Here is a 23,831-nt window from a genome sequence, read left to right as displayed (position 1 = left end):
TCGCCTACCCCTGATTTGCGATTTCTGCTTCCGCCCGTCGCAACAGCCCTTCCAGGGCGGCCTGCACCGTCTGCCGACGCACCGCATCACGGTCGCCGGGGAACTGGCGGCGCTCGGTGGTCAGTTCATCGCCGACGCCCCAGGCCAGCCAGACGGTGCCCACCGGTTTCTCGGCGGAACCGCCATCCGGCCCGGCGACGCCGCTGACCGCCACGGCGAAACGCGCCCCACTGTGGGCCCGGGCGCCACGGACCATGGCCTCGACCACCTCGCGGCTGACCGCGCCGACCTGGCCGAACAATGCCTCTGGCACCTGCAACTGACGGGTCTTCTGCTGGTTGGAGTAGGTCACATAGCCGCCCTCGAACCAGGCCGAGCTGCCGGGAATCCGCGTGATCGCCTCGGCGATGCCGCCGCCGGTGCAGGACTCGGCGGTGGTGACCTGGGCCTTGAGGGTCTGCAGGCGCTTGCCAAGTTCGCCGGCAAGCCGGGTGATGTCGTCCACGTTGCTCTCCTGTCCAAAGATAAACCGCATCCTCTCCTGATTCGAGAGAGGCTCATCTGGCCCTCTCGCGGGCAAGCCCGGCTCCTACAGGATTCGCGTCGAACCCCCATGCTGCGTACAACCCAGCTCTTGTAGGAGCCGGGCTTGCCCGCGAAAGCGGCCGCAAGCCTTACCCACAAACCGGCAATCGCCCGCAAAAACCTGTCGCCGGCGCCGCGAAATAAACACCCTACACGAGCCAATCGGGCTTTCAAGACGCACTTTGCATCCGAATGTCAGCGCGAAACCTTCCCGGCATACGCCTGGCAAGCCTGCAGGGCGATCAGGGCGCGGTCGCCGTCGTCGGTGATGGCGACAATTCGTTGAGCATGCGCCGGGTCAAGTCGGGCGCGTGGGGCTGCATGAACCACGCCGCCGGTGGCGGTGGTGGCAGGCAACGCACAGCCGCTGGCGGGGTCGCTGCGGTCGAGGAGGACTGACAGCCGCAGATCGGCAGTAGCCAGGCGATCACGCAGGCGAGCCTGATCCTGTTGCACATCGTTCAACTCCTTGGAGTGGGTTTGGTCACTGGCCTGGAGCTGCTGCTCCAGGGCCAGGCGCTTGTCCTGTTCGGCACGCTGTTGCGTCGCCGCAGCCAGGGAAATCTGTTGCAGCGCATTGGCCTGCAACCGGGCCTGATGCTCCAGTTGCAGGCCGTAACGCAAGCCTTGAATCCGCCAGGCCAGTGCCGCCGAACCACCGGCCACCAGGGCCAGCAGCACGACGACAGCGAACAGACGGTAAGGCGCCGGGATCAGGTCGAGGAGGCGCATAGCACCGCCCTCGCCCGTGCCCAGAGTTGCAGGCGGTCATCGAGGCCGTTGAGGCCGCCGTTGATCCTGCGGGTGATGCTGTTGAACTGGTCGGCGTCGGCCAACCCGTTCAACCCTTGCTGCTCCCAGAACCAGGCTGCCGACTCGGCGGCCCATTGTGGCTGCTCCAGGAGTTCCGGTTGTTGCAGCAGACGCTCGTCGCCGAACAGCGCGAGGCTACATTGACGGTAGTTGCTGCGACCGGTGACCTGAATCAGCCCGCGACCGCGATAGCGCTGGCCATCGCCGTCGGCGTCCGGGGTGTTGCCCAGGCGCAGGGCCAGGGCGCCTGTGTCGTACTTGCTCAGGTACTGGTCACTGCCCAGCTCACGCACGTAACGCAGTTGCGCGGACTCATGGCCGATCTGGGCCAGGAAGGCGGCGATGCGCCTGGGGGTGGTGATACCGTGCCGGGACATGGCGGTGTTGAGAGCGGGTACGAAAACGCCGGCTTTGGGGCCGGCGTTGGGCATGATGCGTAATAGTTGTAGCTCAGTGATAACCATTTATGCCTATCTCTTACAGACATTGGCTTCCTTACAAATAAACTCAATATATGCAAGGAGTGATAAAGCAAAAATCAGCGATAACAACACTTGAGATTACAATTTCAATCTCAACTGCTCGATCCTATCATCAACTCCCCGGATAAAGCTCTTGTCTTCGGAAAGCAATGCCTCACGCACTCTACGCGGAGTAACCTGCTGCTCCAGCTCTACGATTTCCCGAATGACCTCATCTCTAGGATCATCACTTGTGGACTGCCAAGCCTTGAAAGCATCCTCTGTAATCGGCTCAAGTGCAGGATCAATGAAATCATCCTGAGAACCATCTGCCTCATATGCAAAAACCTTTCCGTCGGTCCTATCAATAAAATACTTCATATCACCTCCTATCTAAGCTCAGTCCACTGACTGAGCCCGTTGCCTGTAGCTGAATAAATAGCACCAGGAGGCACGATAAACGAAATGAACGAGCACGGCCCTCCCGAATTTGGATAATAGCTATTGGAAGTTCCCACATTGACCCCCCCAACAGTAGCGCTAAGCTGACTAAACTGCGCAGCATTGGAAATGGCAACCATGATCGGCCGACCACTGGTGTTGGTATAATTGACACCATAAGCCCGACTGCTCAACAGGTTCCTCCAAGTCTGGGTGTAGGAAAAGCTATTGCTTGCCCCGCCCCCAAGTCCTTGGACAAGTGTTGGCGCCGTGGCCCATGTGCCCGCTGCTGCCTGGGAAAGATCAACATATCCAACGACCCTGAAGGGTACGCCCGTACGTGCAACCGCAGAGTAGACAACTCCCGCAGAATTAGCACCGGGGCCCATCGACGAGGTATTGATCAAGGTTCCCTCATCGAGGTTAATCCCCCCCGACATATTGACAACCGCAAGTTCGACAACCCCAAGGTTATCAATTGCGATTATCGCCAGGCGGCTTGCTTGTGCAGCAACGGTACCCAAGGTTGCCCCCGCAGGTACCACCAGCGAAATGCTGGAAACCACCGACCTGGAATTCACGTCACCGCTCATCAACATGGGCGACCTGAAGTCCAGGGCCGTTGGGTTGAGCGACAGGGTCAGGGCATTGGAACTGACCACGGCCGAAACCGGGAAAATCTGTTTGGCTGCCACGTCCGAGGCGTTGGCCTGAAATACACTTACCCCATTGCAATACAACAGCAAGGCCACATCAGGTGCCACAACAACACCCGCACCAGACGAGGTCCTGACTGTCACACTGAAGGAGCCCGACGTGTTGTTCGCCAGGATCCAGGATTTGCTGGCGGAAGGTACGACCAGATCAATGTTCGCGGTCAGCGCCCCCGTGAGCGTGATGATGGGATAACGCCCTTCAACCGCTGTCAGCGTAACGGTTGAACCTCCAGTGACGTTCTTGCTCAGCATGGAACCAGCCAGCAATTGGGCATACTCGGTGGTTGCCATCATCGTCGAGCTGTCACCAAAAGCGGCTGTGGTACCGTAACTGCCCGCCGGTAGCTGATCCGCCCCACCGGAGCTCTGCAACAAAACCCAGGCACCGGTTACGTTCAGGGAAGAGTTCCAGACCAACGTCACATTCCCGTTGGCGACGATCTCACCACCGGTAAGTGCAGCATGCTTCCTGCTCCAGATTGGCGCTGGAGAAAAACCATTGGGGCTGAAGGTACTTGCCGTCGTGTTGGCAGTCTTGGCCTTGAAGCGCAGCACCATTCCATCAATCAGTTGTGCCAAAGTACGCGAATAACTAACCGCATACGCATTCGCAACACCGGTATCGATGCCATACCGACTAGAATCATCCTGGTTGATGATACGAATGGCATCAAGCAGTTGAGTGAGCGTGAACTCATCAGGATTGATGCCAGCCCCCTTGATAACGCCGAGAATTTCATCTGTAACGCCGTTTCCCCATTCGGAAGGTATCAAGGATCCAGGGGCACCCGTCAGGGGATTGTCATCGACAAACTTCCCGTTGACCAGCCCGACACCGGGAACACTTTTTGGATAATCCATTTACATCTCCTCTAACCATCATTGATATGCACCCTCCGCTTAATAAAAGGTGCGCTATCTCGGGCATTTCTGCCCGAGAAAAAAATACCGGCTCGTGGCCAGTTGTACTCGTTCATCAGATAGTCACTCAGTAAGGTCAGGCAGGAAGCACGGGCCACTCGATGGTTTCTGGATAACCTGTCTGCTCTGGCAGGCGATTGAGTGCGACGCGATAGCGCTTCCACTCTTTGAGCTGCGCTACTTCGATCTGGGTGGCCTCACCAAGATCCACTGCGTCCTGCAATGGAGCAATCCTCAGCCCGGCGACAGATAGCAACTGATTCGCCTGCCCCCTTACTCGATCCAGCACTTCTTCCGGCGACTCTTTCGGTCTCTCCGGCATGACTTCCGAGTAGTTCTCAAACGCTGGATCCGGAAACAACTTGGAGTCGTCATTCGGATCAGCAACAGGTATATCTACGGCCCTGAAGCCTGTTCCGTCCTTCCTTACTGCCCAACCGCTCATAGATTGTCCTCCCACCCCATGCATTGAAGAATTCCAGTTGTTGCCGTAGATCCATACATCACTGAGGAGCCCTCAATAAGAAGCTCGCCGTGAATTGTCGTAACAGGACCACCTGAGTTGTAGCCGCCTGCAATTGGAGCGGCAGTCAGGTATGACGTACTCAGATACTGGTTGACAGCAGAGCTGAAAGCGGCACTTGGCGAGACATTGATCTGGCCTGAGGTGGTACCGCCGGTCAGTTTGATCATTGAGGCGCCAGGCGGCACAACCCCCGAAATCGAGGCAGCCACCGCTGGCGATGCAATTCCCGAGGCAATAGTGGGGTAGGCCGTAACGTTGGTTCCTGCGGTCACGATATAACCGACTCGGCCGCCGACCTGACTGAACCTGAACGGGTATTTGTTCGCAGTGGCGTCTGTCCGAACCCATCCGACCCGGGCCTTGTGCGTATAGCCTGATGGCAACGTAGGTGCTGTCGCACTGAGAGACAGCAGCCCAGCCACACCGCTCGCGCTGCTCCAGATAACCCAGACGCTGTACCAATTGGACGCAGCCAGCGCGCCGCTATCCAAACCATTGACGCCTATGACAGCTGAGTTGATGCTCAGGCTTAAGGCGCTCAGAACCTTGAATGACGCATCGTTGCCTACCACCAACTGGTCTGCAGCAACATTTACCAACGAACTCTGCCCTGATGCCGAGGCGGTCAGTCCTTTATATGCACCTGCAATTGCAACCCTCTGCAGGTTCTGCACTTGGGCAACCAATGCAGCAACATCGACGTTCCCTTGGTTGACCGGAGAGTTCCAGGCCTTGATACACCACATGACAGAGATGTTCCGAGGACGTGTTTCCGCTCCTCCAGTCTTGTCGGTTGCTACACCAGACGCACCTCTGGCAAAAGCGTTAAGTCCCCCTGAACCCTGATTGCTAGGAAGGTTGTTGACGCCATTCTGAGTATGGTCGTGCGACTGAATATCAAAGTTCTGCCAGGATCCTATGGTTCGGCCAGAGTCCACACCTCGTCCGTGATCCCAACCCCGTAGAAACTCCCCACGCGACTCCGGCAAGCGGAAGTACCCCGCAGGCTCATCTCCCCTGTTGAACGTGCTCCCCAGATACGCCGCCAGGTCCGGATAGGACGCACTGCTCTGCAAGCTGCCATCGGCCTCCAGGTAACCTGGAGGCACCACACCTCTGGGGAATGACAACATGGAACCGATAGGTACCGAAGCTTTCAACTTCTGCACTTCGTCGACCAGGGCTCCCACATCGATCTGACCTTGGTTAACTGGTGCATTCCAGGCCTTGATGCACCACATCACCGACAAGTTACGAGGGCGTGTTTCAGCTCCGCCAGCGGCTCCTATTGTTGTCACCGCCCCTTGGCTACCCGCACCCCAGGAGTTAGCGCCAGTTCCGCCGTTAATGTTCAACATGAGCCCAGGCGAAGTTCCGTGAGAATGGCTCTTATATTCGTCAGACTGCCAACTTCCAAGCGCTCGCCCAGCATCCCCCCCCCGCCCATGATCCCAACCACGCAGAAACTCCCCGCGCGACTCCGGCAACCGGAAATTCCCCGCCCCTTCATCCCCCTTGTTGAACGTCGTCCCCAGATACGCCGCCAGGTCCGGATACGTAGCAATGCTCTGCACACTACCATCGACCTCGAGGAACCCATTCGGCACCACGCCCTTGGGAAACGCCATCATCGCCCCGACCGGCAACGCCGTGGCGTTCTTGAACAGCGCCTCGACCTCCGCCTTGGTATACGCATCGGTAATCCCGTAGGCCGCCAATGTCGTGCGAATCTGCTCCGGCGGCAGCGAGCTCTGGATGATGGTCCGGATGGCTTTCAGCAGTTGGTCATGCTCAGCCTCCGCAGGCTCCAGCCCACCCGCCTGGACCACATTGAGCAATTCCTCGGTCACCGCATTCCCCCACACCGCCGGAATCAGCGATCCAGGCGAACCATTGACCGGGTTCTCATCGACAAACCTGCCATTGACCAACCCAACGCTGGGCGTGCTTTTTGGATAATCCACGTATCCGTCCTCTTCAGTCGTAATTGATGTGCACCAGCGTGTGCGCCGGCGCTGTGCGGTGAATCAGGCATTCCAGGGCGCTACCCGGGTTGGCGCCGAAGCGCTCGCCCCAATAGCTGGCGCCGAAGCGACGGCCCATGAGCAGGCGGCCGCCGGTGTTGAGCGTCCACATGAACTGCGCCTGCCAGGTGCCGAACCGCGCCCGGCCCAAGCGGGCGCGGCCCATGCGCGGGGTCTGCTGTTCGGTGATGGTGGCGTTGGGGTAGCCCTGGCTGCGGGCGATATCCAGGAAGTAGCCGATGCTCTGGTCGCCCACCGCCAGCAGGCGCCGACGCACCGCCAGGCGGCGGTCGTCGAACAGCGGCTTGGGTCCCAGGCACGGGTCGGGCAGGTTCATCACCCGTTCCCAGTCCGGGACCAGTTCGCTGACGGTCGCCGGGTCCACCTCGTTGAGCAGGTCCACCGCCCGGGCATCGACCCGGGCCAGTTCCTGGGCGATGCCCAGCAGCACCTGCTGGATCTCCGGCACCAGCTCCGGGTCCCAGGCGGGACCGGCCGGCAGCAGGCTGCGCAGTTGCTCCTGGTATTGCGCGGCAGTTCTTATTCCAGCCATACGCAGCCTCCGAAGGTCAGCAACTGATTGGTGGCTGCTGGCACATCGGCGGACGGGCTGACCAGCAAGTGGTCGTTCTCGCCCGTGGCGCTGCTGATGGATTCGGCGATATGGGTCAGCAACAGGGTCTCGCCGAGACCGCCCTCACGCTTGTGCAGGTCGCGCAACTGCGCTTCCACCGCGGCACGGGTCGCGCTGGTATCCGGCACCAGGCGCAGGGTGTAGGTCACCAGCACCTGCACCGGCGCCAGCACATGCAACTCGGCGGTCACCGGCCGCAGCGGCTCGATGTAGGCCTGAACCACCGCCAGTTGCGTGGCATCGGGAATCGGTACCGGGTCGTCGTCACGCATGACGAACAGGCCGACGGTGCCCGGCCCGAGGTAGTTGCCGCGACACCAGGCCCGGGTGATCCCCGGACACTCCAGCGCCCAGGTCTCGTAGTCGGAAGCCGCCCCGCCATGGGGAATGATCCGATAGGAACGAATCACCCGCGAACGCAGGGACTCGAGGCTTTCCGCCGCCACCCCGCCGCTCAGCCCGGGGGCGAGCACGGTGAAGGTGTTGCCGATGCCCTGCACCGGTTGGACCGGAAACAGCGTCAGGCCGGCGTCGGCATTGCCCAGGCTGCCGGCATCCAGCGCCTGGATCTGCGCGGTATTGCTACCGGCGCGGGTGGTGCCTCCCTGGGTCACCTTGTAGCTGCGGCCGTCGTTGCTCTGCAGCAGGGTGTCGACGTCCAGCACCGCTCCGGCGGCAGCGGTGAAACTCACGCTGCCGGTGGCCGCCTGGGCGGCCTTGCGCGGTTGGTGCAGACGAAGCGCGGCAATGCGCTCCAGGGTGGATTCATCGGCGGTGTCGGGCAGGATCTGCGCGGCAATCCAGTCGAGGTATCCATACAGGCCGAAGGCCGCGCCGCTGAGGGTACGGGCCAGGACCTGGGCATCGGACTGGCGCAGCGCATCGCTGGCCAGGTCGCTTTGGGTGCGGTTGATCAGCACCGGCAGCGAAGGGGTTTCAAACGGCATAAGTCACCTGCCAACTGTGGTTCGGGTTGATATCCAGGCGCTCGCCGTTGGCCAGGGTCAGAACCGTGCGCAGGTTCAGCCGCTGGGCGTCGAGCCGTTCGGTTTGAATCTCGATGGCGCTGCAATGGCCGTCGTCGATCAGCCATTGCAAGGCTTCACGGGCATAGAACTCGGCATCGAGCCGGGTCTGCGCGGTCAGCTTGACCCGCCGCAGCAGCCACAACCGCGAGCCGATGCGGTCGTTGGCGACCATGGGGAAACTGTCGCCCCACCAGCCGTAGCGCTCATCGTCGTCGATCGGGTCGTCGCTGTTGGCCCGGCGCCAAGTGAACAGGCTGATCAGCACCGAGCGGGTCAGCGCCGCCTTGAGGTCGTTGGACACGAACATCACGCACCTCCCGCCGGTACGCCGGTCTGGCCGTTGCCTGGCTGGATGCCACCGTGCACGTGCTGTATCTGGCTGATGCCGCCGGCGACCTGGTCGCCCTGGGAGACGATCCTGCCGGTCTGGGTCAGGGTCGGGCTGTCGAGGTGAATGGCGGTACTGGCGCGGATGTTCAGGGTGCCGGTCTCGATATCGATGATCCGGCCGCGCTTGAAGTGGATCCGGTCGCCTTCGTCGGTGTAGAGGGCGATTTCGCCGGGGGCGAGGTTCTGCAGGCGGTAGCGGCGGTCGGCGACCACCAGCACGATGCCATGGGAACGGTCGCCGCCGAGGAAAGTGGCGATGCCTTCGGCGCCAGCCAGCGGGTTGCTGGTGAAACCGTAGGGTTCGAAGTGTTCCATGTCGTCGTTCACTTCACCGGCGGTCAGGCGCATTTGCAGCGATTGCAGTTTGTTGGCCGAGTTGGCGAGCACGACGGTGCCGCGCGCCAGCAGGCGGGTCAGTAGGCTCATGAGGGGTTCCTTGGGCGAGCGGTGTGTCAGAGGGGCACCTTTCGCGGATAAATCCGGCTCCCACAAGGTTCAGCGGTTGTCACAAGGGATGTGAATGCCGGAACACTGGGGGAGCAGGATTTATCCGCGAAAGAGGCGCCGCGAAGAGGGGGGTTACCTGGCCTTGCTCCGGGCCTTCGTCGGCGTCGCCTCGAAGACTTCCGGCGGTGCCACTTCCAGGGTGGTGAGCGAGCCCTGCCCGGACAGCGAGTAGGTGATCTTGGAGATCAGCATGTCCTGGTCGACGTCGAGCACCGGGTCCTTTACCCGCACCAGCAGGTTGTGCCGCCACAGGTCACCGTTGGACTGTCGCCAGCCCTGCACGGTGTAGGTGGTGGCCAGGGCCTTGCCGGCACGGGTGGCCCGTTCCCAGTCGGCCCGTTGCTGGGCCAGCTCCGGGGTGAGCTGGACGCTTTCGCTGATCACCGTGACGCGCCTGCGCTGCGGATTGCTCTCGCTGGACACGCCGCTGACTTCACTCACCGCACTGCCGCTCTTCTGGTCGCTGCCCTTGTGCTGGCCGATCACCCGGTACTCGGAGAACACCGCGCTGAAATCCCTCGCGGTACTGGCCGAGAGAATGTTTCTGCCCAGTTCCAGCACATCGCTGGCGCGCCCGGCACTGCCAGGCTTGGCCAGCACCAGGTTGCCGCTCGCGTCATCGGTGGAGAACACCCGATACAGGGTCAGCAGGCGGTCGATGGACTTGAACACCGTTTCCCCCGGCACGATGCTGTGGGTCTGCAGCCGGGTGGTCTCCGGGATCTCGCTGCGCACGTTGACCTTGTAGGGTTTGGCGAGCGCCTCGACGATCGTCAGCAGGCCCTGCTGACGCCATTGGCTCGGCTGGTTGATGGCCGCGCAGTCCACCAGGTCGCGGGTCAGCGAACTGCCCTCGATGGTCAGGCTGATCTGCTTGCCGTCATAGCTGATGGGCGCCTGGTAGACATGCCCGGTGAGCACCAGGTCGCAGCCGATCAGCACCTGGCAGCGGGCCCCGGCCTTGATCGGCACAGCCAGGGTCTGCCCCGGCCATTGCCAGGTGATGCCCAGCTTGAAGGTGCGGAACTGGCGCTCGAGATCGGCACTGATTTCGATGGCCTTCCAGCCCTCGTAGCTCAGGCCGTCGACCAGCAGGACGACGGCGTTGTCGATGTCGTTCATGGCTTACTCCCGGGAGATCTGCAGGGGCGTCGGCGGGATGAAACCGGGGTGGGCAATGCGGTTGCGCTGCACCACTTCCCCGACCCGCGTGGCGTCGCCGAAGTTCCTGTAGGCCACCACCAGCGCCGGCAGGTTGCTCTTGGGCACCAGATCAATCAGTCGCACACCGTTGGAGGCCACCGCGTTGAGATGCTGCACCAGCGCCTGGCGCACGCTGTTGAGCGCCTGGTAATGCACCGAATCGGCCTTGAGTGCCGCTTGCCAGATCGCCTCGTTGAGGCTGTCGCGCAGCGCCAGCACGTCATCGACCACCGGCACGTCGGCGCGTTGCACCGGTTGCTGGGCCTGTTGCGCCAGCGACGGGGTGACGGCCAGTTTCACCGCCTGGGTCGCCGCGGGTATCACCGACACCAACTGGGCGATCTGCACCAGCAAGGCATCCTGGATCAGGTTCACCGTGGCCTGCGAGGCCGCGGCGGTGTCCTTGCCGATCGCCAGTTGCGAAGCGTCGAGGGACTTGGCGTCCTCGACCTGTTTCGACAGGTCGGCCAGCATCCCGTGATAACCCTGGACGGCGAAGTCCTTCAATCCACGGACTTCACCGACCAGCCCACGGACCTCGCCGACCAGGCCGTTGAACTCGGCCTTGACCTCGCCGAGTACGCCCTTGACCGCCGCGCTGACCTGGTGAGGAAACTCCTTGACCGTACGGACCAGCGCGTAGACATTCGCGTAGGTCTCGATCAGCGGCTGCAACTGCTGTTCGATCACCTGGTACGCCTGGGTGATGCCCTTGCGCAGGTTCTCTACGCCGACCCGGGCCTGGTTGACCAGCTTCATCGCCTCGTCGAAACGGCCCACCGAGGCGTCGAGCAACCTGCTCGACGCCACCTGCAGTTGCTCCTGGGTGTCGACCACCGGCTTGGGAAACTGCAACGGCTCGTCCGGGTAGAACTTCAGGTTGAAGGTCACCAGTCCACCATCCTGGCGGGTCTGGGTCATGTCACATTCGCCAACCTTGACCTGCATCCGTCCCAGCCATGGATGGACCAGCTCGCCGCTGCCCTCCTCCAATGCCTTGAGCAGGTTGTCACGCTGCTCCAGGCAATCGGCACCGACGATGAAGGCGGTCAGGTCATGGATTTTCGCCTGCTGACCAAGCCGTTCGAAAAACGGCTGGTCGCGCTGGGGATATTCATGCAACTGGCCTTTCTGGCCGACCGGGGTTTTCGCCTGGTCGACCCAGAACGGCACGCCGCGAAACGACGCCGGCAACAGGCGATCACGCCAGTTAGTCGCCATAGGCACCTCCGAAGGAAAGCGAGCGGTAGCCGACGGCAGGCGTCAGATTCAGGCCCGGCTGGTTGGTCTGGGGTTGGTCGACGCGCAGGCCCTGCGGTGCGTTTTCGAAACGCACGGTCAGGCCGCCTTCGAGTTGAGTACGGTTATTGGTGGCGGCTTGCTGAATGAGGGAACCTGAACTCTGAATCAGACCGGAACCGGCCTGGGCGTTGCGCACCTCCTGCTGCTGCGCCAGGCTGTCGACTTCACCGGTGACCTTGGCGATAAAGCCACCAAAGCCGCCACTGAACAGCTCCCGTATTGGCGCGATAAAATTCTGCAGGCGGTTCCACAACTCACCGAACCAGCCAACGATCGGCTCCCAGTTCTTGATGATCAGCCCCAGTGGCGACCACTCGAACATCCCCTGGAGAAATGCGACCACCGGTTCCGCCAGACTACGCAGCACATTCCACAAGGCCGCAAACGCCTCAGTGAGCGGTTGCCAGTTGGCGATGATCAGGCCTATGGGAGACCAGTCGAATAGTGTCTTCAGAACACCCGGCACCGGAGCGACGGCCGCCACGAGCGCTGTCCAGAGGCCATCGAAAAATCCACTGATCGGTCCCCAGTTGTTGACGACCATGCCCAGCGGCGACCAGTCGAACAGCGTCTTCAGAAAATCCGTCACCGGAACCGCCAACGCCTTGAGTAATCGCCAGATCGAATCGAACAGCGCCGTCAGCGGCTCCCAGTTGGCGATGAAGATGCCCAGCGGGCTCCAGGAAAACAGCGTCTCGAAAAAGTCGACCACAGTGGTTGCCGGGCCCTTGAGCGAATCCCAGAGCCCGGTGAAAAAATCGCTGATCGCTCCCCATCCTGCAGTAAGCAGCGGCATCGGCGACCAGGCGAGCACCGTGGGCAGTACCGACATGACGGTCGCAGCAGCACTCTTGATGCCCTCCCACAGTCGACCGAAAAAGCCTGAAATCGGCTCCCAGTAAGCAACGATCAGTGCAGCCGCCGCAGCAATGCCCAAGGCAACCAGGCCAATCGGCGAGGCCAGCATGGCGACCTTGGCCAACTCCATTGCCGCCATTACGCCCGTCACCGCGCCCCGTAGGGCCGTAAACGCCAGGGCTCCTGCAGCCAGTCCCTGGACAAGGTTCGGGTTCGCCGCCACGAACTCGGCAACCCGGTTGACCAACGGCACCAGCGCGGTGACCACCGCATTGACCGCTGGCAACAACGCCTGACCGAACTTGACGGAAACACTGTCGAGGGCGTCATCCAAGTTCGCCAGATTCTGTGCGGTATTCCCCAGCGCGCGCTCCTTGGCCCCAGTGCTCTCGGCCTGCTTGCGCGCCGTGGTCAGTTTGTTTTCTTCCTCAATGGCGGCCTGAACACCAGCCACAAAGGGGGCTGCTAGCCCTCCGCCCTTGAATACGGCGGAAATGTCCAGCGTGCCCAGGCCGCTGTCCTCCAGGCGTTTCTTGAATGTCTCGACCTTCGTGGTGACCTTGGCCATTTCGGTCTCCATTTTCTGGACACCGTTGATGACCACAGCCATGTTGACGAGAGTCTGGGTATTCAGCACCCGCAGCACATTTTGCTGGGTGTTGTTGATTGTCGTAGCCATCACTCCACCTGCTGCATCGCATTGATCCGTTGCGCGTGCTCCAGGGACTCCCGGAGCACATCCAAGGGCCTTGCCATCATCTGTTCGGGGTCAACCTTCCAGAACCAGGCCAGGTCATAGGCGACCGCAATCAGTTCGCCGATGGCTGCGATGCCGCACTCATGAAAAAACCGGCCACCGCCCAGCTCAAGGTGTTGAGGTCGGACAGGTCCAGCTGGTTGACCGACGACGGCGGGATACCGGCGCAGACCGCGATGTACTTGGCCGCGACATCCATGTCGAGGCTGACTTCTTCGCTCTTGTCGATCTTGTACGGCAGCGCCTTGATCGCCCGCACTTCCTGCACCGTCGGACGGCGCAGGGTGAGTTCGTCGAGGGTCGCGCCGTGGGCTTCGATGGGCACCTGCAGCTTCATCGGCTCGCTCATTGCCAGGTCCCCTTGATGCCTTCGAATTTCAGCTCGATGGCCGCGTCATCACCCTTGATGACCGGCTCCTCGACCAGGTAGGCGCCGGCCAGGACATAGACCTTGCCGTTGCTGAACTCGCAGGTGACGGTCATGTCGGAACCGGCGATCAGTTGCTTGAGCGGGAAGTCCGCGGTGTGCAGCGCGGTGACCTTGAAGGAGGGAGCGATGTCGGTTTCCTTGTAAAAACCCGGTACCACCGTTTCCCGCTTGACGGCCATCAGCGGGGCTTCGCAGCCGCCGTTGATGGTCAGTTGAGCGCCGTCCACTTTGACGTAGCAGGTGCCCGCAATCAGTTGACCCATGATGTATCTCCGAAAAATAAGCCCGCTCAAGGCGGGCTGGAATGAAACCGTGAGGGAGACGCGGCTCAGGCCGCCGCGTCGTACTGCAGGCGGAACTGGTTGAGCAGCGCGAACACGCGCAGGCCGTTGACGTAGTCAGGCGGGAACAGCACGTTGACCCGGCTCGGATCCTGGCTGTCGCGCTCGACGATCAGGTGCTCGGCGAACAGCTCGGCGTTTTCCACATGGCCTTCCAGTTCGAGCTTGGCGTACTGGGCGATCAGTTCACCGCGAATGGTGCTCGGGGTGACGATCGGCTGGCCGGCGCCGAAACGGGTGCCATCGGCAGCCAGCTTGTGGCGGCCATACTTGCTGGTGATCACGCTTTGCAGGCGGCGCACGATGTAAGCCGACTGGTGCATCGTCTCGCTGTCCAGGTAGGAGTTGTCCGCCTGACCGTAGGCATTCTTCTGGTAGGTGGTGATCGCCCGCTGGATGCGCACGTAGCCGCCTTCGTAGTAGGCGGTGGCAATGCCGTAGCTGAGCAGCGACTGGCGCTCGGTCAGGGTGAAGCGCTCGCTGGCTGCGGCCGGATCGATACCCGGCAGGCTGCCGCTCTGGGTCGGACGGCTGGCGTCGGCCGAGATGAACACCGAGGTCCGTGCAGCCAGCGCAGCGGCCTGGACCCAGACCGGTTGCGGTACGCCCTGTTCCATCGCCAGCACGGTGACGTGCTGGTCGTTGCGCGCCTGGCCGGCGGCGACCAGGGTGCCGACGGTGCCACGCTTGGCGGTGTAGACATGGCCGAACAGCTGCTTGGACCACGACCAGCGACCGACGCTGTCATCCATCGCCGCCTGCCAGGCGTTCAGCGAGGCAACGTCGGACCAGGGCTGGCAGATGAACTCGAACGGCTCGTCGCCCAGGGCCGCGAGGGCCGCGACCTGGTCCGGCACGCCGGCACCACCGGCCATCTTCGCGCTGACGATGGTCAGGCCGGCCGGGGTTTCCTCGCCGTTGCTCTTGCCCAGGCGATTGAACTGCAGGCTGATGTCATTGCCGCTGTCACCGGTCCACTTGCAGCTCAGGGTGACGGTGCCATCAGTGGCCACGGCGCTGACCGGCAGGTCGGCGGCGGCATTCACCTGCAGCGCCAGGGTGGTGGCGACCTGGGCGGCGGTCTGGCCGCTGACCACCGCGGCCTGCACGCGGACACCGCCGACATACAGGTTGAGCACGCCGCTTTCGGTGGCGGAGCCGGTGAGTTTCAGGTCGGCCTTGGCGATCGCGCCGGTGGTGTTGCGCACTGGCAGGCACCAGATCTCGCCGACCGGGTCGGCCTTGCGCCAGGTGTCGTACATGGCGGCGAGCATCGAGCCTTGACCGCCGATACTTTTTGCCAGGGCGACGCTGGAGACCAGTACCAGGCTGCCGATTTCCGGGCTGGTGGCGTTGTCGTTGACCTGGGCGACGATCAGTCGACGCAGGGTCGACGACGCGCTATTGGCCGCCGAGTTGTCCATTTCGGCATAGAACAGCGGAACACGCAGGTCCGCGGGGATGTTGCTGAATCCGATAGCCATTACTGGGCTTCCTGTGGTTGTGCCGCTTGCACGGCGGAAAGGGTGATATCGCCATCGGCCTGGCGACGGCGCCACCAGGCGCTGTCGGCCACTTCGCGACCGGCGGCCGGCAGCAGGTCGCCCGCCTCCGGGTCCGGTACGGCACGGCCGGCGGCCGGTACTACGGTGATGCGTTGAGTCATGGTTTTACGTTCCCTGAAAAGGCCAGCTCCAGGCGCCCGTCGGGGCCTGGGCGGTGCAGATTGGGGTCAGCGGGGTCGATGGCATCGACCCGTACCGTCACCCCGGTAAAGGACGGCAAGCCGTCCAGTTCACGCTCATGCCAGGTTTCCGCCGGGTCGGTGGCGTGGTTGCGCCCCAGTTGGAACTCGGCGAAGAAACGCAGGCGATAAAGCAAGCGAGTGGCGTTGATCGACACCAACCGGCCGCCGCCGTATTGGAGGGGCGTGTAGAAGGTGTCGGGTTTGAACCCCACCAGCGCGCGCCACAGTTCGGCGCGCAGGGCGTGGAGTCGATCGAAAGGCGCCTGGCCATTGCTGGCGTCGAGCACCAGGGTCAGTTCCAGGCGGTCGCGAAGGGTCTGCCGGGAAACGTTCTGTGCGGTGTTCTCGGCGGCCAGGTCGCAACGAAGGGTGATGAAGGCCGACGGGGTCGGCAGCGTGGTATCGCCTTGCAGCAGGTCCAGGTCGAGGCCGGTGGAAATGTGCTGGGCAAGGCTGGGGCATTCAGCACGCAGTTGCGTGATGATCGGGGTAATGTTCATGGGGAGTTTCCAATTCGTCTGGAAAGACCCGGCACAGGCCGGGCGAATGATGCAGGGCCCAGTCCGACTATCGGGCGGCGGGAGCCGAACTCGCTAGCGGTCCAGGCAACTGGCGCAAATGCTGCAGCGGTAACTGTTGGCGCGGTTGCCGCTGGCCGTCACCTTGTCGATGGACCAACGCCCCTGCATGAAATCCGGCCAACTGCTGTCCAGCAGGATCAGGCCTTCGGCCGCCAACGCCGGATTTCCCGGGCAGTCGATACGCAGCTTCAGGGCTTCGCGCTCCATGCGCCGCACCTCGCCTTCACCGGCAGCTCGCGCCTCGTCCTCGGAGGGGTAGCGCTGGCGAAGTTTCTTGAAGGGTTTCACACCGGTCTCGACCACACGTTCGCGCCCGGCTGCCGCGTCCCACCAGGTGGTCTGGCAGCCCTGGTACTTGCCACGGCTGCTGTCGTCCAGGGTGGCGGCGACAAAGGCCGGATCGCCCGGACGATTGTCGCGAGTCACCGACAGGCGCACGTCTTCCAACTGCTTGCCGGACAGCGACTTGACCTGGCCACGCCGGGCCAGCACGTACAGCTCGTTGACCGGTTTGGTGACCGCATCGAAGCGACGGGCAATCCGCGTGAGAAAGCCCATGTCGGTCTCATTGGACTGGTCCAGGTGAGTGATGCGGATGGCATCCAGCTCCGGCGCCACCCTCGGCGAAAAGCCATGCCGGGAGGTCAGTTGCCGAAACAGCGCACCCAGGGTGGTCGGGCCATGGCTGACGCTGCGGCGGACCCTGAAGCCGGTTTCATCGTTCACCTTGAACGGTGCCGCGGTAGCCAGCAGGGTCAGACGCAGGGGGAACAGCATCGGTGTACGCCGGGTGACGATGAACTCACCCTTGTCGACCAGCCCGGACTCCCAGTAGCCGATGCGCAGCCCCACCCTTGCACCGAGGCTGGGCAGCCCCGACAGGCCTTCGATATCCAGTGTCAGCTTGAGCTGGTCGGATTCGATACCCGCGGCATCGGTGTATTCCCAGTCGATCAGGCGTTCGTTGAGCCGCGCGGCATTGGCGCCATACAGCTGTACCTCAGGGGTAAATCCCAGGCTCATGACGTCCTCCTCAATCCCAGGCCGACACGGGCGCGGCAATCAGGTTCCGCGCCTCGACCTCGGGCAGGGTCACCCAGACACCGGCCGGCAATACCGCGCCATATTCGGCAAGTCGCGGATTGAGGCGCCAGAGCGCCTCTTCCATCACATCGTCACAACGCCCCTGCTCGCGGTACAGCAACAGGTTCACCGAATCGCCGGCGACGCTTCGTACCCTACGCATTGACGAACTCCTTCAGTTCCACCGTCCAGTCGACGATCATCGCGGTGCCGTCATCGATGATCAGGCCCTGGGTCTCCGATACATTGTCGATTCGCCACAGACCCCAGTTGCGGCCGATCCCATCGACCAGCGGCAGGGGCACGGCACGGGCCTGCAGGGCACGCAACTGGTCGAGCCGTTCCATGCCGGCAGCGCCCATGGCCTTGCCGCCGATGGTCAGGCTCTCCAAACCGGGACCGGTCTGGCTGGACTTCGGTTTGCTCTGCAGAATGTTCAGTTCGACCCAGCCGCCGGTGGTCTTGCGGATCAGCGAGCTGTAGGCGAAATCCCGGGACAGGCCGAAAATGAAATCGCCCAACGCCATTTGCTGTCGCATCAGTCACCTCCATCGGTCAGGGCCGTACCGCGCCGTGCGGCAAGGGGGTCGGCCATCATCATCGGGACGAATTGCGCCTGCATCTGCTGCATCACGGTATCGGCCAGTTGTCGGGCAGTGGCCTGGTCCAGGCCGTTGATCTGGATCACCGGGGCGAAGGTGACCTGGCGGTTGTCCGCAGGCTTGGCGGTCAACTCGCTGCCGACCGCACCCGGATCGGGCAGGCGGTTGCCAGGGCCACTGATTCTGTTGCCCAACTTGTCGCCCAGCCACGAGCCGATATCGCTGCCGGCAATACCGCCAAGCACGCCGCCCAAGGCACCGCCAACGGCTGTACCGACACCCGGAAAAATCAGCGTGCCGAGAGCAGCACCCGCCGAAGCCCCGGCGGAGGCACCCGCCCAGCCACCGCCGGCCACGCCGAGGCCGCTGAGCATGGATCGGGTATCACCTTCGCGTACTGCGTCGAATACCTGCATGCCGGCGTCCATCACTCTCAGGGGCCCCGGCAGGCGGCCACGCAAGGCGCGTGTTCCGGCCATGAGGCGTTCACCCGTGGTCGAGGCGAGCGTGTTCATCGGACGCGCCCCGGCGAAGCCCAGCGTCAGGGAAGAGCCAGTCGGCTTACGCTGTGAAGCCGACGCCGGTGGAGCAGCCTTGCGGTCGGTCGGTGCCTTTTTCTGAACCTTGATGTCGAGTTTGCCCCGAGATTCGTTCCGCGGTTTCTTCACAGATCCGATCCCGGCCCTGGGACCGCGCTTGCCTCGGCGATTCCTCGGGTTCCTGCGGCGAGCAGGTTGCCCGGACGAATCGGCCTTGTCGGTGCTCTCGGGCCCCAGCTTTTCGGCGATACGCCGATTGATCGCCGCCGCCGCGGTCTCCAGGCCATTGGCGAGCATGCCCCCTGCCAGGGCCTTGAGCCCCACTGCCGTCAACGCAACGACGCTGGCGGTAGCCGCCACCGCCAGTTTGGGCATGCTTTCGGCCAGGCCACTCAAGCCGTCGATCAGCTCACCCAGCGGCACCAACAGCCCTTCGACCACAGGCGCAAAGGCGTTGCCCAGCGTCGTCGAAAATCGACTCAGGCTGGCCGAAAACCGGTTCCAGTTGCCCGACAGGGAATCGCTGCCATTTTCCGCCGCCTGGTTGAGGGCGCTTTTGTCCCCCAGCACGGAACTCGCATAACGCCCCTTGTCGGCAACCTCGGCAAAAGCCGTCTTCAGCGGTGCCGGATCCTTCTGCAGGGCCAGCAGCGCCTCGTCATTGCCGAACAGGCTCTTGGCCAGACCGGCCTGCCGGCCGGCAGGCGCCTTGCCCAAGGCCTCCAGCAGAGAAACCATCGCGGCCGGTGCATCCTGCTTCATCGCCAGGGACAACTCGTTGCGATCCAACCGGAGTTCGGCAAACGCTGCCTGCTGTTGCGAGGAAGCCTGCGTACCCAGGGCAGCGCTGAAGGTCTTCAAGCTGCCGCTCGCCTGGTCCTTGTTCATGCCGGCCTGCAACAGCACGGCAGAAAACGCCGCCGTCTGCTCCGGCGAAAGCCCCGCCTCGGCAGGAGTGGTGCCCGCCTGCCGAATGACAGCGCCGATATCCGTGGGCATCACCCCGAACTTCTGCGCCAGCAGACTGGAGGCATCCGCCAGATCGCGCACCTGGGCCTGATCGAGTTTCAGTTCGGTACGCCAGCCGGCCATGAGTTCTGCCGACTGTTCGGCGCCGATCCGAAAGGCCGACGCCATGAGCGCGGCATCGCGGGTAAAGCCCAGCACGGCGTCGCGCCGCTCGCCGGAGCCGGTCAACTCCTTGCCGATGCCTGCCGTGACCGCGCCCTTCTCTATGCGGGCCAGGTCCGCGGCGCTGATGCCCCTGGCAGCCAAGGGGCGCTCGCTGACCATCTTCAGATTGGCCTGTGACAGAGCCTCGCGCTCGCTGCGCTCAAGCTTCATCACCACGGCCAGATCAGCCATCGCCGTGTCCAGCGCGACGGCCGACTGGAGCAGTGGGGGCGGCTTGCGCTCATCGCCCGACGCCGGCTTGCCTGCTCCGGCGGCCGGCGCCGACAGCGTGCGCGCGGCGGCCAGCGAGCTGTTCAGCGATTCGATCGCCGTGCGCAACTGTCGCTGTTCGACGGTCAACAGGGCAATCTGGCTGCCCAGTGACAGATCGAGCGTGGCCCAGCCCTCGCTGACCGCGCTGGGTCGCCAGGAAATGCTATCTTGTGCCATCCGGCGCTACTCCTCTTTCAACCCCAGGCGTGCCACCGCTATGTCGTAGCGGCGTAGCGCCTTCGCGGCGTCCCACTCGAGGATCTCCGCCTCGCTCGCCAGGTAGACGAGCGGCACGATGTCGAGGATCAGCTCGATGTCGCGCTCTGAAAGAAGGCCGCCGGTTTGTTTAAAAAATCGTCGATACGTACCTGCAGCTGGGTCCAGTCGGGTACGGTGAGATGAGCCAGGTCCGGGATCATCAACCCGGTACAATGGGCAGTGATGAACTCGGCCCGCTCCTTGGCCGTCTTCAGCGTCTTCATCACCTTGGTGGCCCGCAGCACGGGCATTTCCAGGCTCAATGAGGTGATGCTGCGCCCCGCCAGTTCCAGCGGCTGCAGCAGGTGCACCTGGTCAGGGTCCGACTCCAGCGCCGCATCTTCAGCCTGCTCGAGGAAGTAGCGGCTCGGGCGGGTCGACATGTCGTGAACGTACTGGGCGATGCTCACGTAGTCCGGACGCTTGAGCTGGTCGAGCAGCTTGTCCGAGAGGCCGGTGGCGAGCTTGGCCAGTTCGAAGAACTGATCGTCCTCATCCTCGCCGGCACGGGCCAGGGCCTCCTTTTGCGCGGCGTAGAACAGCGGCTTGAGCTGGATCTCTGCGATCTGCGAGCCGTCATCGGCGTTGATTGGCGAAAGCAGGCAATGCTTGGGGGGCAGCCAGGACATGTAGTGAACTCCTTGATGACGGATGGGGCCGCCAGCGACGCCATGGAATGCGTCGGGACGGCCAACAGGAAGCGGCGAAACGCGGCTCAAGGCATCAGCACGGCACGGCGTGCGCTACCGAGGATGTCCACGCCGTTGAGCACGAACTTCTGCGTACGCACGTCGACATCGATCACAGACACGCCGTTTTCCAGGCGGTTGTAGGTACGGCAGGAGAACTCGAGGGTGGTCTTGGGCTTGTCGCCCATTTTCAGCATGCCTTCCTCGAGGGATTTCAGCCGGCCGCCGACTGTGTGGTAGATGAAGTAGGTGTTGCCATCCTGGTCCTGGCCCGCCTCGCGGACATTGAGCAGGATGTCGTCGCCCACGGTCACGCCCAGGGCCAGCATCAGTTCCGGACCTGCGCCCTGCAACTCCAGCTTGGCGGTCAGCGGCTTGCCACTCTTGGCCATTTCCTCGCCGATGAAGCGCCCGCCTTGCATCGTCTCCATCTCGAATTCGATCTTCGGTGGGGTAAACGTCTCCACCGTGGCCGACAGCGGCAGGCCTTGGAGGGTGGCCGCAATGGCCTGTCTTACGCGGTTGGTAAACATTAGAGAACGTCCTCCAGGAACTGTTCGATGATTTCATCGCGGGCGTTGAGCTGGTAAACCATGTGCTCGTTGGGGGCGTAGCGGCCGTAGTCGATGACCACGAACCAGGTGCCGTTCTTGTACTTCTCGACGCTGTTCAGCTCCGGGTGCAGGTAGACGTTGCCACCGGGGATGGTCTCGTCGGCCACCAGGGTCTGCAGCCAGTCGTTGATGCGCTTGACCTCCTGTTCCATGAAGGACTTGGTGAGGTTGCGCGCCATGGCCTTCTGGCCGGCCTTGACCAGCTTGCGGCTGATGGCATCCTCCAGGCCGACGTAGCTGATGAACTTGCCGGTGACCGAACGGTTGCCCAGCAGGGAAAAGCCGCCGAGCACGGTGCGGGCGTAGTAGCTGACGCCGTAGCGGTTGAGCAGGTCGCCCTCGGTGGAGGTATCGAGGATGTTGTATTCGACGACGCGGGACACGTCCTCGGCGAAGGTCGCCTGGTTGCCCGGGCTTTCCCACTGCTTGACCTTGGCCAGTGCGGCGATGGCCAGGCTCGACGGCGCCAGGAACACGTTCTTCTTCGCCGCCTTGGAATAGACGGCCGGCAGGTTGTGCACCAGCAGGCAACGGTCGAAGCCCAGGTCGGCGCCCCCCAGTTCCTTGCTGTAGGCCACCTGGTCGGCGACCGGGGCATCCTTGCCATCGAGTACCACCCGGGCCTTGATGCGCTTGCCGAAGGCGGCGAACTCGCCGGCGACGGCCTTGGAGCCGGTGAAGCCCGGCGCGCCGATAATGGTCAGGTCCTCGGGAACGCTGCTCAGCGCAGCCAGGCCCAGCTTGCGGCCGGTGGCGGGATCTTCACCGCCGATCACGTTGTTCAGGGTGTCGGCAAAGGTTGCGCCCTCTTCGACGATGACCACGTAGACCGGTACCTTGACCACTTTCAGGATCTGGTACACCGCCTGGAACAGGGTGCCGGCCTCCGCGCCGGTGGGGTCCAGCTGGGCCTGGGTGGTGAAGCTGTTCAGCCGCAGCGGGGTGTTGCGCGGCAGCAGGGCGCTGGCATTCGGTGCAGTACCGACCAGACCGATCACGTTGTCGCCCAGGCCACCCATGGCCTCCGGCGATTCGGTGGCATTGACGGTGATGCCGTTGTGCTCGAAGTTCAAAACCTCAGCCATGGTTATTCTACCTTCCGGGTGTTGGCCTTCTTGGCCGGGTGGGTGTTCTGGGCCAGGACGCTGGACAGTTCCAGGCGCCCGGCGCTACGCAGCGCGCTGGCCTCGACATCGAGCAGCTCGAGCTCCTGGCCGACGCTCGACCAGTGCCCGCCCCCGATGGGGAACGGCACGATGACGGTGTATTTCTGGCGGTTGGACATTTGCGAATTTCTCCAGACGCAAAAACACGAAAGCCCCTGGGCAGGGGCTGTGTGCAGGCGAAAAAAAACCGCTTTCGCGGTGTTGGGTTACTTCAGAAAGGCCGGTGCCTCGGGCCAGGTAATCGTGAACGGATCACCAACGTCCTGCGGAATGTCGCGCAGGGCTTGGCGATACGTCGCCAACTCGTTCGACTGCGCCTCAGTCAGCGGGCTGTCCGCCCCCTGCAGCGAGTCTGCCGCGACGAGCAACTGGCTACGACGGGTGCGGATGGATGCCCACTCGGCGATGGCGATGGCCTCGGCGCTAGGACGAAACTCTATTGTCACAGCGTTATCTTCACTCAATTGAATTCCACCTTTTCAGTAAGGGACAGTTTCGCCTGGAGACTTCCAACTGGCGTCATCCCTCCAACACCCACCTGCATGGTGTCGATACGGACCGTCGTCACATAAATATTCGGAAACTTCAGCCTGATCACCACATTGCCCAGGGAGTCGGTGTAGATAGCTGGCGACATGTTGCCGAAAACAGCCTGATTGATCACTGCTCGCTGTGGGGAGTAGCAGTAGCCAACGATCGTTTCGTCAACAATAGCGGCCCCCCCGTAGCTGTAGCCGCGAATGTTGTACCAGAACATCTGATCATGCTTGTTGATATTGAATGGCAGCCTGAAGTGCATGTAGACATTGACGGAGCTGCCCAGGTCGACTTGCGAGAATCCACCTGAAACCCCTTTACCGACAGCGCCGCCAGTACCCCAGACACCACCCTGGAAGATGTTCATCAGCAACGTGCCCTGTACACCAGGCGCACCCACCATATCTTTCCGGTTCCGGAAGTCGTCGAATTCGGCCCGTGCGACATCCATCCGCGCATCGATCTGCGCTATTTTTCCGTCAACAACTTTGGTCAGACCATCAGCTGCGCTGACAAGCTCACCAATTTTCTGTTCAATACCCATTTAAAGAACCTCTACCCTCATGAGTTTTTCCTGGACCGGCAACATCTACCCAGATGCTTGCCGTTGAAATCTCTGAAACTGTTGCCAT

29 protein-coding genes are annotated in these 23,831 nt (G+C 62.6%); all 29 read right to left on the bottom strand.

From position 1 onward, the window contains the following. Positions 1–4 precede the first annotated feature (4 nt). Positions 5–535, bottom strand: coding sequence for a CinA family protein (locus ACMGT0_RS07860; protein ID WP_416772093.1), 531 nt, complete (start codon positions 533–535; stop codon positions 5–7). A gap of 292 nt (positions 536–827) precedes the next feature. After that, positions 828–1,043, bottom strand: a complete 216-nt coding sequence (gene rz1 / locus ACMGT0_RS07855; RefSeq protein WP_026145515.1) for a lysis system o-spanin lipoprotein Rz1 — start codon at positions 1,041–1,043, stop codon at positions 828–830. Between the two features lie 255 nt (positions 1,044–1,298). Further along, the gene (locus ACMGT0_RS07850; protein WP_054056820.1) at positions 1,299–1,862 is read right to left on the bottom strand and encodes a glycoside hydrolase family 19 protein; all 564 of its coding nucleotides are present in this window, start codon (positions 1,860–1,862) and stop codon (positions 1,299–1,301) included. 96 nt (positions 1,863–1,958) lie between these two features. Further along, positions 1,959–2,240 (bottom strand): hypothetical protein, encoded by a 282-nt coding sequence (locus ACMGT0_RS07845; RefSeq protein WP_054056819.1) that lies wholly within the window; start codon positions 2,238–2,240, stop codon positions 1,959–1,961. An 8-nt stretch (positions 2,241–2,248) separates the two neighbouring features. Further along, positions 2,249–3,877, bottom strand: coding sequence for a hypothetical protein (locus tag ACMGT0_RS07840; protein ID WP_416772090.1), 1,629 nt, complete (start codon positions 3,875–3,877; stop codon positions 2,249–2,251). Between the two features lie 136 nt (positions 3,878–4,013). Beyond that, the gene (locus ACMGT0_RS07835) at positions 4,014–4,382 is read right to left on the bottom strand and encodes a tail fiber assembly protein (protein WP_273819521.1); all 369 of its coding nucleotides are present in this window, start codon (positions 4,380–4,382) and stop codon (positions 4,014–4,016) included. Continuing rightward, on the bottom strand, positions 4,379–6,427 hold the full coding sequence (locus ACMGT0_RS07830; RefSeq protein WP_416772088.1) for a phage tail protein: 2,049 nt from the start codon (positions 6,425–6,427) through the stop codon (positions 4,379–4,381). The genes ACMGT0_RS07835 and ACMGT0_RS07830 overlap by 4 nt, the downstream gene beginning before the upstream one ends. Positions 6,428–6,440: 13 nt before the next feature. Continuing rightward, a complete protein-coding gene (locus ACMGT0_RS07825; protein ID WP_416772086.1) occupies positions 6,441–7,040 on the bottom strand; it encodes a YmfQ family protein in 600 nt (199 codons plus the stop codon). Further along, positions 7,028–8,068 carry a baseplate J/gp47 family protein gene (locus ACMGT0_RS07820; protein WP_416772084.1) on the bottom strand — a complete coding sequence of 347 codons (1,041 nt, stop codon included), beginning with the start codon at positions 8,066–8,068 and terminating at the stop codon, positions 7,028–7,030. Before ACMGT0_RS07820 ends, ACMGT0_RS07825 begins: the two co-directional genes overlap by 13 nt. Then, a complete protein-coding gene (locus ACMGT0_RS07815; RefSeq protein ID WP_054061787.1) occupies positions 8,058–8,456 on the bottom strand; it encodes a phage GP46 family protein in 399 nt (132 codons plus the stop codon). The genes ACMGT0_RS07820 and ACMGT0_RS07815 overlap by 11 nt, the downstream gene beginning before the upstream one ends. Beyond that, complete coding sequence (locus ACMGT0_RS07810) at positions 8,456–8,965, bottom strand: phage baseplate assembly protein V (protein WP_054056814.1); 510 nt, start codon at positions 8,963–8,965, stop codon at positions 8,456–8,458. The genes ACMGT0_RS07815 and ACMGT0_RS07810 overlap by 1 nt, the downstream gene beginning before the upstream one ends. A 153-nt stretch (positions 8,966–9,118) precedes the next feature. Beyond that, entirely contained in the window at positions 9,119–10,168 is a 1,050-nt protein-coding gene (locus ACMGT0_RS07805) for a phage baseplate assembly protein (protein WP_416772081.1), read from the bottom strand. A gap of 3 nt (positions 10,169–10,171) precedes the next feature. Beyond that, on the bottom strand, positions 10,172–11,470 hold the full coding sequence (locus ACMGT0_RS07800) for a DNA circularization protein (protein ID WP_416772079.1): 1,299 nt from the start codon (positions 11,468–11,470) through the stop codon (positions 10,172–10,174). Then, positions 11,460–13,088: a phage tail protein gene (locus ACMGT0_RS07795; RefSeq protein WP_416772077.1), complete on the bottom strand. Its 1,629-nt coding sequence runs from the start codon at positions 13,086–13,088 to the stop codon at positions 11,460–11,462. Before ACMGT0_RS07795 ends, ACMGT0_RS07800 begins: the two co-directional genes overlap by 11 nt. A 130-nt stretch (positions 13,089–13,218) precedes the next feature. Beyond that, positions 13,219–13,515: a phage tail assembly protein gene (locus ACMGT0_RS07790; protein ID WP_026007905.1), complete on the bottom strand. Its 297-nt coding sequence runs from the start codon at positions 13,513–13,515 to the stop codon at positions 13,219–13,221. Continuing rightward, complete coding sequence (locus ACMGT0_RS07785; protein ID WP_010451233.1) at positions 13,512–13,859, bottom strand: phage tail tube protein; 348 nt, start codon at positions 13,857–13,859, stop codon at positions 13,512–13,514. The genes ACMGT0_RS07790 and ACMGT0_RS07785 overlap by 4 nt, the downstream gene beginning before the upstream one ends. A gap of 65 nt (positions 13,860–13,924) precedes the next feature. After that, the gene (locus tag ACMGT0_RS07780) at positions 13,925–15,421 is read right to left on the bottom strand and encodes a phage tail sheath subtilisin-like domain-containing protein (RefSeq protein WP_054061792.1); all 1,497 of its coding nucleotides are present in this window, start codon (positions 15,419–15,421) and stop codon (positions 13,925–13,927) included. After that, positions 15,421–15,603: a DUF2635 domain-containing protein gene (locus tag ACMGT0_RS07775; RefSeq protein ID WP_054056811.1), complete on the bottom strand. Its 183-nt coding sequence runs from the start codon at positions 15,601–15,603 to the stop codon at positions 15,421–15,423. Before ACMGT0_RS07775 ends, ACMGT0_RS07780 begins: the two co-directional genes overlap by 1 nt. Beyond that, entirely contained in the window at positions 15,600–16,184 is a 585-nt protein-coding gene (locus ACMGT0_RS07770) for a hypothetical protein (protein WP_273819511.1), read from the bottom strand. The genes ACMGT0_RS07775 and ACMGT0_RS07770 overlap by 4 nt, the downstream gene beginning before the upstream one ends. Before the next feature lie 93 nt (positions 16,185–16,277). Further along, the gene (locus ACMGT0_RS07765; protein ID WP_416772073.1) at positions 16,278–17,288 is read right to left on the bottom strand and encodes a phage late control D family protein; all 1,011 of its coding nucleotides are present in this window, start codon (positions 17,286–17,288) and stop codon (positions 16,278–16,280) included. 10 nt (positions 17,289–17,298) lie between these two features. After that, positions 17,299–17,511, bottom strand: a complete 213-nt coding sequence (locus ACMGT0_RS07760; RefSeq protein ID WP_054061795.1) for a tail protein X — start codon at positions 17,509–17,511, stop codon at positions 17,299–17,301. Then, positions 17,504–17,887 carry a phage tail protein gene (locus ACMGT0_RS07755; RefSeq protein WP_054056807.1) on the bottom strand — a complete coding sequence of 128 codons (384 nt, stop codon included), beginning with the start codon at positions 17,885–17,887 and terminating at the stop codon, positions 17,504–17,506. The genes ACMGT0_RS07760 and ACMGT0_RS07755 overlap by 8 nt, the downstream gene beginning before the upstream one ends. Then, entirely contained in the window at positions 17,887–20,112 is a 2,226-nt protein-coding gene (locus tag ACMGT0_RS07750) for a phage tail tape measure protein (RefSeq protein WP_416772071.1), read from the bottom strand. Before ACMGT0_RS07750 ends, ACMGT0_RS07755 begins: the two co-directional genes overlap by 1 nt. Positions 20,113–20,240: 128 nt before the next feature. After that, on the bottom strand, positions 20,241–20,822 hold the full coding sequence (locus ACMGT0_RS07745) for a phage tail assembly protein (protein ID WP_416772069.1): 582 nt from the start codon (positions 20,820–20,822) through the stop codon (positions 20,241–20,243). A gap of 86 nt (positions 20,823–20,908) precedes the next feature. Further along, the gene (locus tag ACMGT0_RS07740) at positions 20,909–21,415 is read right to left on the bottom strand and encodes a phage major tail tube protein (RefSeq protein WP_054061797.1); all 507 of its coding nucleotides are present in this window, start codon (positions 21,413–21,415) and stop codon (positions 20,909–20,911) included. Then, a complete protein-coding gene (locus ACMGT0_RS07735) occupies positions 21,415–22,581 on the bottom strand; it encodes a phage tail protein (RefSeq protein ID WP_054061798.1) in 1,167 nt (388 codons plus the stop codon). The genes ACMGT0_RS07740 and ACMGT0_RS07735 overlap by 1 nt, the downstream gene beginning before the upstream one ends. 2 nt (positions 22,582–22,583) lie before the next feature. Beyond that, on the bottom strand, positions 22,584–22,781 hold the full coding sequence (locus ACMGT0_RS07730) for a hypothetical protein (protein WP_054056803.1): 198 nt from the start codon (positions 22,779–22,781) through the stop codon (positions 22,584–22,586). 87 nt (positions 22,782–22,868) lie between these two features. Beyond that, positions 22,869–23,126, bottom strand: coding sequence for a tail fiber assembly protein (locus ACMGT0_RS07725; RefSeq protein ID WP_416772066.1), 258 nt, complete (start codon positions 23,124–23,126; stop codon positions 22,869–22,871). Next, positions 23,123–23,743, bottom strand: coding sequence for a hypothetical protein (locus tag ACMGT0_RS07720; protein ID WP_054061799.1), 621 nt, complete (start codon positions 23,741–23,743; stop codon positions 23,123–23,125). Before ACMGT0_RS07720 ends, ACMGT0_RS07725 begins: the two co-directional genes overlap by 4 nt. Between the last annotated feature and the right edge of the window lie 88 nt (positions 23,744–23,831).

Origin of the sequence: Pseudomonas sp. RHF3.3-3 (genome assembly GCF_048069595.1) — a bacterium.
In the GTDB taxonomy this organism is placed as follows: domain Bacteria; phylum Pseudomonadota; class Gammaproteobacteria; order Pseudomonadales; family Pseudomonadaceae; genus Aquipseudomonas; species Aquipseudomonas fuscovaginae_B.
The sequence above is the reverse complement of the archived record's forward strand: the minus strand, read 5'-3'. Positions and strand labels throughout refer to the sequence as shown.

Bases quoted from the DNA above. Each gene is read 5' to 3' on its own strand.
- ACMGT0_RS07860 (WP_416772093.1), bottom strand. From the start codon at position 535: ATGCGGTTTATCTTTGGACAGGAGAGCAACGTGGACGACATCACCCGG.
- rz1 (WP_026145515.1), bottom strand. From the start codon at position 1,043: ATGTGCAACAGGATCAGGCTCGCCTGCGTGATCGCCTGGCTACTGCCG.
- ACMGT0_RS07850 (WP_054056820.1), bottom strand. From the start codon at position 1,862: ATGGTTATCACTGAGCTACAACTATTACGCATCATGCCCAACGCCGGC.
- ACMGT0_RS07845 (WP_054056819.1), bottom strand. From the start codon at position 2,240: ATGAAGTATTTTATTGATAGGACCGACGGAAAGGTTTTTGCATATGAG.
- ACMGT0_RS07840 (WP_416772090.1), bottom strand. From the start codon at position 3,877: ATGGATTATCCAAAAAGTGTTCCCGGTGTCGGGCTGGTCAACGGGAAG.
- ACMGT0_RS07835 (WP_273819521.1), bottom strand. From the start codon at position 4,382: ATGAGCGGTTGGGCAGTAAGGAAGGACGGAACAGGCTTCAGGGCCGTA.
- ACMGT0_RS07825 (WP_416772086.1), bottom strand. From the start codon at position 7,040: ATGGCTGGAATAAGAACTGCCGCGCAATACCAGGAGCAACTGCGCAGC.
- ACMGT0_RS07820 (WP_416772084.1), bottom strand. From the start codon at position 8,068: ATGCCGTTTGAAACCCCTTCGCTGCCGGTGCTGATCAACCGCACCCAA.
- ACMGT0_RS07815 (WP_054061787.1), bottom strand. From the start codon at position 8,456: ATGTTCGTGTCCAACGACCTCAAGGCGGCGCTGACCCGCTCGGTGCTG.
- ACMGT0_RS07810 (WP_054056814.1), bottom strand. From the start codon at position 8,965: ATGAGCCTACTGACCCGCCTGCTGGCGCGCGGCACCGTCGTGCTCGCC.
- ACMGT0_RS07805 (WP_416772081.1), bottom strand. From the start codon at position 10,168: ATGAACGACATCGACAACGCCGTCGTCCTGCTGGTCGACGGCCTGAGC.
- ACMGT0_RS07800 (WP_416772079.1), bottom strand. From the start codon at position 11,470: ATGGCGACTAACTGGCGTGATCGCCTGTTGCCGGCGTCGTTTCGCGGC.
- ACMGT0_RS07795 (WP_416772077.1), bottom strand. From the start codon at position 13,088: ATGGCTACGACAATCAACAACACCCAGCAAAATGTGCTGCGGGTGCTG.
- ACMGT0_RS07790 (WP_026007905.1), bottom strand. From the start codon at position 13,515: ATGAGCGAGCCGATGAAGCTGCAGGTGCCCATCGAAGCCCACGGCGCG.
- ACMGT0_RS07785 (WP_010451233.1), bottom strand. From the start codon at position 13,859: ATGGGTCAACTGATTGCGGGCACCTGCTACGTCAAAGTGGACGGCGCT.
- ACMGT0_RS07780 (WP_054061792.1), bottom strand. From the start codon at position 15,421: ATGGCTATCGGATTCAGCAACATCCCCGCGGACCTGCGTGTTCCGCTG.
- ACMGT0_RS07775 (WP_054056811.1), bottom strand. From the start codon at position 15,603: ATGACTCAACGCATCACCGTAGTACCGGCCGCCGGCCGTGCCGTACCG.
- ACMGT0_RS07770 (WP_273819511.1), bottom strand. From the start codon at position 16,184: ATGAACATTACCCCGATCATCACGCAACTGCGTGCTGAATGCCCCAGC.
- ACMGT0_RS07765 (WP_416772073.1), bottom strand. From the start codon at position 17,288: ATGAGCCTGGGATTTACCCCTGAGGTACAGCTGTATGGCGCCAATGCC.
- ACMGT0_RS07760 (WP_054061795.1), bottom strand. From the start codon at position 17,511: ATGCGTAGGGTACGAAGCGTCGCCGGCGATTCGGTGAACCTGTTGCTG.
- ACMGT0_RS07755 (WP_054056807.1), bottom strand. From the start codon at position 17,887: ATGCGACAGCAAATGGCGTTGGGCGATTTCATTTTCGGCCTGTCCCGG.
- ACMGT0_RS07750 (WP_416772071.1), bottom strand. From the start codon at position 20,112: ATGGCACAAGATAGCATTTCCTGGCGACCCAGCGCGGTCAGCGAGGGC.
- ACMGT0_RS07745 (WP_416772069.1), bottom strand. From the start codon at position 20,822: ATGTCCTGGCTGCCCCCCAAGCATTGCCTGCTTTCGCCAATCAACGCC.
- ACMGT0_RS07740 (WP_054061797.1), bottom strand. From the start codon at position 21,415: ATGTTTACCAACCGCGTAAGACAGGCCATTGCGGCCACCCTCCAAGGC.
- ACMGT0_RS07735 (WP_054061798.1), bottom strand. From the start codon at position 22,581: ATGGCTGAGGTTTTGAACTTCGAGCACAACGGCATCACCGTCAATGCC.
- ACMGT0_RS07730 (WP_054056803.1), bottom strand. From the start codon at position 22,781: ATGTCCAACCGCCAGAAATACACCGTCATCGTGCCGTTCCCCATCGGG.
- ACMGT0_RS07720 (WP_054061799.1), bottom strand. From the start codon at position 23,743: ATGGGTATTGAACAGAAAATTGGTGAGCTTGTCAGCGCAGCTGATGGT.